Here is an 8,341-nt window from a genome sequence, read left to right as displayed (position 1 = left end):
AGGCTCCCAGTAGACGACTGGGTTGATAGGCCGGATGTGGAAGCCCAGTAATGGGTGGAGCTGACCGGTACTAATAGGCCGAGGGCTTGTCCTCAGTTGCTCGCGTCCACTGTGTTAGTTCTGAAGTAACGACCGTGATTATGCCCGGTTGGTTAACTTCATAGTGTTTCGGTGGTCATAGCGTTAGGGAAACGCCCGGTTACATTCCGAACCCGGAAGCTAAGCCTTTCAGCGCCGATGGTACTGCAGGGGGGACCCTGTGGGAGAGTAGGACGCCGCCGAACAATTTTTAGCCTCAACCCCCGGACCTTGTCCGGGGGTTGAGGCATTTTTGCGTTCCGGAACAGACAGTCGACCCCTGTGCATCCTGCCGTCGTGGCTGAGGGTAAGGTCAGGAGGCATCATTGGCACGTTCCCAGCAGGAGGCCCCCGGGTGGAGGTCCAGGAGACTCGCGTTCAGACCGACCGGGTCCTCACCATCCCCAACATCCTGAGCATGGCTCGGCTGGTGGGTGTGCCGCTCTTCCTGTGGCTGATTCTCCGCCCTGTGTTCGGCGGCCCCAACAGCGACGGCTGGGCTCTGCTCGTGCTGATGCTCAGCGGTGTCAGTGACTATCTGGACGGCAAGCTCGCGCGGCGCTGGAACCAGATCAGCAACCTCGGCCGGCTCCTCGACCCCGCCGCCGACCGCCTGTACATCGTCTCCACCCTCATCGGGCTGACCTGGCGCGAGATCCTGCCGCTCTGGCTGACCGCCGCCCTTTTCGCCCGTGAGCTGATGCTGCTGGTCATGGTGGGAATCCTCCGTCGGCACGGGTATCCGCCACCGCAGGTGAACTTCCTGGGTAAAGCTGCGACTTTCAACTTGATGTACGCCTTCCCCTTGCTGCTGCTCAGTGACGGAACGGGCTGGCTTTCGTCACTCGCCGAAGTTTTCGGGTGGGCCTTCGCCGGATGGGGTACAACTCTGTATTGGTGGGCAGGGATCCTCTACGTGGTCCAGGTCCGCCGACTCGTGAAGGCGGATACACCGGCCGATTGAGCCCGTCTGTCCCGTGCCGTGCAGCGTCGCCGGCACGAACGAGGACGCCCGAGGGCCACCTGGCGGACAGGGTGAAGTCGGCAGGACCGTCGTCTCTTCAAGGAGGACGCTTCCGACATGAAGGCCGTCGTGATGGCCGGTGGCGAAGGAACTCGACTTCGCCCCATGACCTCGAGCATGCCCAAGCCTCTGCTGCCGGTGGCCAACCGGCCGATCATGGAGCACGTCCTACGACTGCTCAAGAGGCACGGTCTCACCGAGACCGTCGTGACCGTGCAGTTCCTCGCCTCACTCGTGAGGAACTACTTCGGTGACGGCGAAGAGCTCGGAATGGAGCTCACGTATGCCAACGAGGAGAAACCGCTCGGCACCGCGGGGAGTGTCAAGAACGCCGAGGAGGCGCTGAAGGACGACGCCTTCGTCGTCATCTCGGGGGACGCGCTCACCGATTTCGACCTCACCGACCTGATCGCCTTCCACAAGGAGAAGGGCGCCCTGGTCACCGTCTGTCTGACCCGTGTGCCGAATCCGCTGGAATTCGGCATCACGATCGTGGACGAGGAGGGCAAGGTCGAGCGGTTCCTGGAGAAGCCGACCTGGGGGCAGGTCTTCTCGGACACCGTGAACACGGGCATCTACGTCATGGAGCCCGAAGTCTTCGACTACGTCCAGGCCGATGTTTCCGTGGACTGGTCCGGTGACGTCTTTCCTCAGCTGATGAAGGAAGGAAAGCCGATCTACGGCTACGTCGCCGAGGGCTACTGGGAGGACGTCGGCACCCACGAGAGTTACGTCAAGGCCCAGGCCGACGTGCTCGAAGGAAAGGTCAACGTCGAACTCGACGGATTCGAGATCTCACCCGGGGTGTGGGTCGCGGAAGGCGCCGAGGTGCATCCCGACGCCGTGCTGCGCGGGCCGCTCTACATCGGTGACTACGCCAAGGTCGAGGCCGGCGCCGAGGTGCGTGAGCACACCGTCATCGGGTCGAACGTCGTCGTCAAGAGCGGGGCCTTCCTGCACAAGGCCGTCGTCCACGACAACGTCTACATCGGGCAGCAGAGCAATCTCCGCGGCTGTGTCATCGGGAAGAACACCGACGTCATGCGGGCGGCCCGGATCGAGGATGGCGCGGTCATCGGCGACGAGTGCCTGGTCGGTGAGGAATCGATCGTTCAGGGCAACGTCCGGGTCTATCCGTTCAAGACCATCGAGGCCGGTGCCTTCGTCAACACCTCCGTCATCTGGGAGTCGCGCGGGCAGGCGCACCTCTTCGGGGCGCGCGGGGTCTCCGGGATCCTGAACGTGGAGATCACGCCGGAGCTGGCGGTTCGGCTGGCGGGCGCGTATGCCACGACGCTGAAGAAGGGCGCGACGGTCACCACCGCGCGTGACCACTCCAGAGGCGCCCGAGCCCTGAAACGGGCCGTGATCTCGGCGCTGCAGGCCAGCGCCATCGACGTACGCGACCTGGAGAACGTGCCGCTGCCCGTCGCGCGTCAGCAGACCGCCCGGGGAAGTGCGGGCGGGATCATGCTGCGGACCTCGCCGGGCGTGCCGGACTCCGTCGACATCATGTTTTTCGACGAGCGGGGAGCGGACCTCTCGCAGGCGGGGCAGCGCAAGCTGGACCGGGTCTTCGCACGTCAGGAGTACCGGCGGGCGTTTCCCGGCGAGATCGGCGACCTCTCCTTCCCGGCGAGCGTCTTCGACTCGTACACCGGCTCGCTGCTGCGGAACGTCGACACCTCAGGGGTCGCCGAGGCGGGTCTGAAGGTCGTCGTGGACGCGTCCAACGGCAGTGCGGGGCTCGTTCTGCCGAGCCTTCTCGGCCGGCTCCAGGTGGATGCGTTGACGATCAACCCGGGGCTCGACGAGTCGCGGCCGACCGAGTCGGCGGAGACCCGGCGGGCCGGGCTCGTACGGCTCGGGGAGATCGTCGCCTCGGCGCGTGCCGCGTTCGGGGTGCGGTTCGACCCGGTGGGCGAGCGGCTGTCGCTCGTCGACGAGCGCGGCCGGATCATCGAGGACGACCGCTCGCTCCTGGTCATGCTCGACCTGGTGGCCGCCGAGCGGCGGTCGGGTCGGGTGGCGCTGCCCGTGACGACCACGCGGATCGCCGAGCAGGTCGCCGCCTACCACGGAACACAGGTGGAGTGGACGACGACCTCGCCGGACGATCTGACCAGGGTCGGCCGTGAGGAATCCACGATCTTCGGTGGCGACGGCCGGGGCGGGTTCATCATTCCGGAGTTCAGCAGCGTCTTCGACGGTGCCGCCGCGTTCGTGCGGCTCATCGGTCTGGTGGCGCGGACCCAGCTCACGCTGAGCCAGATCGATGCCCGGATTCCGCGGGCGCACGTCCTGAAGCGGGACGTCGCGACGCCGTGGGCGGTGAAGGGGCTCGTGATGCGCCGGGTGGTGGAGGCGGCCGGCGAGCGGTCCGTGGACACCACCGACGGCGTGCGGGTCGTGGAGGCCGACGGGCGGTGGGTGATGGTGCTGCCCGACCCGGCGGAGGCTGTCACCCATCTGTGGGCCGAGGGTCCCGACGACTCCTCCGCCCAAGCCCTGCTCGACGAGTGGTCGAGCGTGGTCGACAGCGCAGGTCACTGAACCGACGGGGCAGGTGAGCCGGGTGGTGTCCACAGGACGCCGCCCGGCTCATCGGTGGGGCCATTCGGCGGTAGCAGCCCCGACGTGCGACGATGTGCGGCATGTCGCAGCAGCACCCCGTTCGGAGCACCGGAACACCACCACCGCGTCCGGACGCGTCCATGTCGCTGCTGAACAACGTGATGGACCACGCGCTCGACGACGGCTACGCCGAGGCCTCCGCCCGGCGTGACGCCGAGGGCGGCGGACTTCCCCGTACGCTCCGGGCCAAGCTCGGCCTCGCGGCGGGCCTCGTCCTGGCCGCCGCCGTGGTGACCGTGGGCGCGGCCGAGGCGCGGATCTCCGCGCCTGTCGTCGCCAAGGAGCGGCAGGAGCTGATCGACCGGATCGAGGCGGACACCAGCGCGGCCGACAGGCTGGAGGCGGACGTCGAGAAGATCCGCGTCGAGGTCGGGGAGCGGCAGCGCAAGGCGCTCGAACAGCACGGCGGTGACCAGGCCGAGCTGGTGGCGCTGCTCTCGGGCGCGACGCCCGTGCACGGTCCCGGTGTGAAGCTCGTCGTCGACGATGCCAAGGACACCGAGAGCGACGGCGGGGGTCCTCGGGAGAGCAGCGGGTTCTCCGACACCGGCCGGGTTCGCGACCGGGACATGCAGCGGATCGTCAACGGGCTGTGGGAGTCGGGTGCCGAGGCCGTCGCGATCAACGGCCAGCGGCTGACGTCACTGTCCGCGATCCGTGCGGCAGGCGACGCCATACTGGTCGACAACAAGCCGCTGGTGCCGCCGTACACGGTGCTCGCGGTGGGGGACGGGCAGCGGTTGAGCACCGCGTTCCAGGACAGCGCCGACGGGCAGTATCTGCACGCGCTGCAGGAGAACTTCGGGATCCGCACCAGCATCTCGGCCGAGGCCGAGGTGCGTCTGCCGGCCGCGCCGAGCCTGATCGTACGTACAGCAGTGCCGAGGGGATCCGGGGCGGCCAAGGCCACCGGGCAGGCCACGGCCGACACAGGGAAGGGCACATCTTGATCGCCGTACTGGGCCTGATCGTGGGAGTCGTGGTCGGACTGTTGGTCCGTCCCGAGGTTCCGGCGGTGGTCGAGCCCTATCTTCCGATCGCCGTGGTCGCCGCCCTGGACGCGGTCTTCGGCGGCCTGCGGGCCATGCTCGACGGGATCTTCGTCGACAAGGTCTTCGTGGTCTCCTTCCTGTCGAACGTCGTGGTGGCCGCGCTGATCGTCTTCCTCGGCGACAAGCTGGGTGTCGGCGCGCAGCTGTCGACCGGCGTGGTCGTCGTGCTCGGCATCCGGATCTTCTCCAACGCGGCCGCCATCCGGCGGCACGTCTTCCGGGCGTGACGCCGATGAGCAACGACGCGACGCCGGGAACCCCGGAGAACGCAGAGAACCCGGAGAACCGGGAGGTCTCGGGGAACCCCGAGAACCCCGAGAACCCTGAGAACCGGGAGAACCCGGGCAAGGCGAGCGGTCCGGGTGACGAGCGGGGGGCCTCCGTGCCGCCGCCCGTCGTGACCGAGCCGCAGGCCACCGGGCGGCAGCGGCTGGCCGCCGGGCTGTGGCCGCCGCGGGCGAGCCGGGCCCAACTCATCGTCGCCCTGCTGCTGTTCGTCCTCGGCCTGGGGCTCGCCATCCAGGTCCGCTCCACCAGCGACAACAGCGCGCTGCGCGGGGCGCGCCAGGAGGACCTGGTCCGCATCCTCGACGAGCTCGACGACCGCACGCAGCGCCTGGAGGACGAGAAGGCGCGTCTGGAGACCCAGCGCTCGGAGCTCGAGTCCAGCTCGGACCAGGCCGAGGAGGCCCGGAAGCAGACCCAGGAGAAGGAGCGCCAGCTCGGAATTCTGGCTGGAACCGTCGCTGCGGAGGGGCCGGGGATCACCCTGACCGTCCGTGGGGCCGCGGCGGCGGTCGAGTCGGACATGCTGCTCGACGCCATCCAGGAACTGCGCGCCGCCGGCGCCGAGGCGATCCAGATCAACGACGTCCGGGTCGTCGCGGACAGCTACTTCACAGGAAGTGGCGGTGACATAGAGATCGATGGAACGAAGGTGACCGCTCCGTACGTCTTCAAGGTCATCGGCAAGCCCGAGGACCTCGAGCCCGCGCTCAACATCCCCGGTGGAGTCGTGCAGACGCTGGAGAAGGAGCAGGCCACCGCGACCGTGGCCCGCTCCCAGAAGATCGTCGTGGATGCCTTGCGACCTGCGAAGCGGCCTGACTACGCTCAGTCGTCCTCGCAGTGAGGCGGGGGCACGTGGCAGCCGCGCGACAAGGCGAAGGCGTTGCGGGGGGTCGCCGCACCACAAGGGTGGTGCGTGGTGGAAACTGTCGGATGGATACGGACGTTGTGAGGGTGTCCGGGTCGGCAGGTGTGTTCATTCAGGGTTCGTCCTGCCCCACGGGCGGGTCTGTTTCGGTCAAGGGGAATCGCCCGTGAGTTTTTTTGCGAAGTTGTTCGGCAAGAGCGCACGCGAGGACGGCGGCAACGCCAAGCACCGCGCGCCGCGCCACGCCCAGAGCGAGGAGGAGCAGGGCGGCGAGCGCCCGCTCTTCCGTGACGAGGTGGGCGACCAGGGCGCGTCGTCTGTTGACCCTGCCGGTGCCGGGCGCATAGGTTTCGGAGAACCATCAACCTCAAGTACGGGTGGAGGGTTCACCCCCGACCCGTACGCGACCCAGACCTCCGCGGGTCAGCCGCGGCGGGAGGACGCGTCCATGCCGGTGTGTACGAGGTGCGGTCACCGCAACGCCGCGGACAGCCGTTTCTGCTCCCACTGCGGCACGCCGCTGCGGGGCGGGGCGAACGTCGAGCGTGCGTCCGAGACGACGTCGACGATCTCGATCTCCGGCCTCGAGGCGTACGACGCCGAGGTCACCGGTCAGACGCAGCTGCCGAACCTGTCGCCCGAGGCGCTGGCTGCCGTCGAGGCGCTGCCCGTCGGATCGGCGCTCCTGGTGGTCCGTCGCGGTCCGAACTCGGGCAGCCGCTTCCTGCTGGACGGCGAGCTGACCACGGCCGGCCGGCACCCGCAGAGCGACATCTTCCTCGACGACGTCACCGTGTCGCGCCGCCATGTGGAGTTCCGCCGGGCGCACGACGGCAGCTTCACCGTCGCCGATGTCGGCAGCCTCAACGGCACGTACGTCAACCGTGAGCCGATCGACTCGGTCGTGCTGTCCAACGGCGACGAGGTGCAGATCGGCAAGTACCGGCTGGTCTTCTACTCGAGCCAGCGAGGCATGTGACGCCTCGGGAACTCTTCAGGGAAGGTCCATGCTGCGAACACCGACGGGCGGTGCCGGTCACGGCACCGCCACCGCGGGCGACCGGCTGGTCAGCATCGGGACGGTGCTGAACCAGCTGCGTGACGAGTTTCCCGAAGTGACCATCTCGAAGATCCGGTTCCTGGAGGCCGAGGGGCTCGTCGAGCCCCGGCGGACGGCCTCCGGGTACCGGAAGTTCAGCCCGCAGGACGTGGAGCGGCTCGCTCAGATCCTGCGGATGCAGCGTGACCACTATCTTCCGCTGAAGGTCATCCGGGAGCATCTCGACGCGCTCGCCCGGGGCGAGCAGGTCGGGCTGCCCTCGCCCGGCGCCCAGCGGGACCTGCTGGACGGCGCGTGGGACACGGACGGTGACCGTCCGACCGCCGCACGGGTGGGGCGCGCCGAGCTGCTCGCCGCCGCCGAGGTCACGGAGGAGGAGCTCGTGGAGTGGGAGTCGTACGGACTCATCGCTCCGGGGCCCGAGGGCGCATACGACGCCGAGGCCGTGACGGTCGCCAGACTCGTCGCGGATCTGGGGAGATTCGGTCTGGAGCCGAGGCATCTCAGGGCGGTCAAAGCAGCCGCCGATCGCGAGGCCGGGCTCGTCGAGCAGATGGTGGCGCCACTGCGCCGGCACCGTAACCCGCAGACCAGGGCCCATGCGGAGGCCACCGCGAAGGAGCTCGCCGGGCTCTCCGTACGGCTGCACGCGGCACTGGTCCAGACCGCGCTGGGACTCCGGTTGCAGTGACCTTGTGGGGGCCCGACTACCCAAACCGGCCGGGCACGTCCTAGGGTTGCTGTGTGAACGAGCTCGACGTTGTGGGTGTCCGGGTGGAAATGCCCTCGAACCAACCGATCGTGCTCCTGCGTGAAGTGGGAGGCGATCGGTACCTCCCCATCTGGATCGGACCGGGGGAGGCGACCGCGATCGCCTTCGCCCAGCAGGGCATGGCCCCTGCCAGGCCGCTGACGCACGACCTTTTCAAGGATGTCCTTGAGGCGGTGGGCCAGGAGCTCACCGAGGTCCGCATCACCGATCTCCGTGAAGGTGTCTTCTACGCGGAGCTGGTCTTCGCCAGCGGCGTCGAGGTGAGCGCCAGGCCTTCCGACGCGATAGCGCTGGCCCTGCGCACCGGAACGCCGATCTTCGGCAGTGACGGCGTGCTGGACGATGCCGGTATCGCGATTCCCGACGAGCAGGAGGACGAGGTGGAGAAGTTCCGCGAGTTCCTCGACCAGATCTCCCCGGAGGACTTCGGGTCCAGCAGCCAGTGAGGCGCTCGGCTTCGGCGGCGTCCGGGCGGCTGTGCCGGGCGGCGTCCGGTCGGTCCCGCTGGACGGGTTCTGACCGTCGTGCGCCGGGCGCCATCAGCGCATTCGGATACCCCTTCCCC

The 8,341-nt window shown here is 68.3% G+C and carries 8 protein-coding genes and 2 rRNA genes; all 10 read left to right on the top strand.

The features are described 5' to 3' along the window. Positions 1–94, top strand: a 23S ribosomal RNA gene (locus tag ACIPPS_RS15545); the annotation flags it as partial. 73 nt (positions 95–167) lie between these two features. Continuing rightward, positions 168–284: ribosomal RNA gene (rrf, locus tag ACIPPS_RS15540) — 5S ribosomal RNA — on the top strand. Between the two features lie 149 nt (positions 285–433). Continuing rightward, entirely contained in the window at positions 434–1,042 is a 609-nt protein-coding gene (locus ACIPPS_RS15535) for a CDP-alcohol phosphatidyltransferase family protein (protein WP_401431342.1), read from the top strand. Between the two features lie 117 nt (positions 1,043–1,159). Next, a complete protein-coding gene (locus ACIPPS_RS15530; protein WP_401431339.1) occupies positions 1,160–3,655 on the top strand; it encodes a sugar phosphate nucleotidyltransferase in 2,496 nt (831 codons plus the stop codon). A gap of 101 nt (positions 3,656–3,756) precedes the next feature. Continuing rightward, the gene (locus ACIPPS_RS15525; protein ID WP_401431337.1) at positions 3,757–4,686 is read left to right on the top strand and encodes a DUF881 domain-containing protein; all 930 of its coding nucleotides are present in this window, start codon (positions 3,757–3,759) and stop codon (positions 4,684–4,686) included. Further along, entirely contained in the window at positions 4,683–5,015 is a 333-nt protein-coding gene (locus ACIPPS_RS15520; RefSeq protein WP_015032176.1) for a small basic family protein, read from the top strand. Before ACIPPS_RS15525 ends, ACIPPS_RS15520 begins: the two co-directional genes overlap by 4 nt. A 5-nt stretch (positions 5,016–5,020) precedes the next feature. Further along, complete coding sequence (locus tag ACIPPS_RS15515; RefSeq protein ID WP_401431334.1) at positions 5,021–5,920, top strand: DUF881 domain-containing protein; 900 nt, start codon at positions 5,021–5,023, stop codon at positions 5,918–5,920. 82 nt (positions 5,921–6,002) lie between these two features. Then, the gene (locus ACIPPS_RS15510) at positions 6,003–6,923 is read left to right on the top strand and encodes an FHA domain-containing protein (RefSeq protein WP_401431453.1); all 921 of its coding nucleotides are present in this window, start codon (positions 6,003–6,005) and stop codon (positions 6,921–6,923) included. Between the two features lie 28 nt (positions 6,924–6,951). Beyond that, the gene (locus ACIPPS_RS15505; RefSeq protein WP_401431331.1) at positions 6,952–7,695 is read left to right on the top strand and encodes a MerR family transcriptional regulator; all 744 of its coding nucleotides are present in this window, start codon (positions 6,952–6,954) and stop codon (positions 7,693–7,695) included. Positions 7,696–7,748: 53 nt separating this feature from the next. Then, positions 7,749–8,222 (top strand): bifunctional nuclease family protein, encoded by a 474-nt coding sequence (locus tag ACIPPS_RS15500; protein WP_158985224.1) that lies wholly within the window; start codon positions 7,749–7,751, stop codon positions 8,220–8,222. Positions 8,223–8,341 lie beyond the last annotated feature (119 nt).

Origin of the sequence: Streptomyces sp. NPDC090127 (assembly GCF_044746945.1) — a bacterium.
GTDB lineage: Bacteria > Actinomycetota > Actinomycetes > Streptomycetales > Streptomycetaceae > Streptomyces.
The sequence above is the reverse complement of the archived record's forward strand: the minus strand, read 5'-3'. Positions and strand labels throughout refer to the sequence as shown.